Raw genomic sequence first — 658 nt, forward strand, 5'->3', positions numbered from 1 at the left:
CGCATCGGCATTGCGCGACCGCCCAGCCAGACCTGCTCGGCATAGTGGCCCACGTCGAGCGGGTCGCCTTCCCACAGCACCAGGTCGGCCAGCTTGCCGACCTCGATGCTGCCGATGCGGTCGCCCACGCCCAGCACCTGCGCCGGCACCCGGGTCAATCCGGCCAGGCCGTCCTGCCACGGCAGGCCATTGGCCACGGCATTGCCGGCCAGCTGGCGCATCTTGCGTGCGTTGTGCGAGGCATCGTCGCGCTGGGCGAAGCTGACCTGCACCCCGGCCGCCTGCAGCCGCGCCGCGTTTTCCAGGCTGGCGCCCAGCTGGTCGAAGGTACTGGGCAGGTTGCCCAGCGCATCGACAAACACCGGCACGTTGGCCTGCGCCAGCTGCGGGGCCAGGCGCCACGCCTCGGCCCCGCCGGCGATGGCGATCTTCACCTTCTCGCGGGCGGCCCAGCGCAGCAGCTGGCGGATGTCGGCGGCGCGGTCCACCTGCACCACCAGCCGGCCTTGCCCGGCCAGGTAGCGTGCCAGCGTGGCGCGCCCGGCGGGGGTGAGCAGGGCATGCGGGGAATCGGCGGGCACGCGCCCGCGCGCTTCGCTGACCATCTGCTCCAGCAGCATCCACTGCGCCGCACGCGAGTTGCCGGTCAGTTCCGCAC

1 protein-coding gene is annotated in these 658 nt (G+C 72.9%); it reads right to left on the reverse strand.

Annotation, left to right across the window (positions count from 1 at the left end):
- Positions 1 to 658, reverse strand: a 658-nt coding sequence (locus tag DBR34_RS22210) for an amidohydrolase family protein (RefSeq protein WP_258223698.1), incomplete at both ends; no start/stop codon positions are given.

Origin of the sequence: Stenotrophomonas sp. HMWF003, assembly GCF_003061285.1 — a bacterium.
GTDB classification, from domain to species: domain Bacteria; phylum Pseudomonadota; class Gammaproteobacteria; order Xanthomonadales; family Xanthomonadaceae; genus Stenotrophomonas; species Stenotrophomonas maltophilia_AP.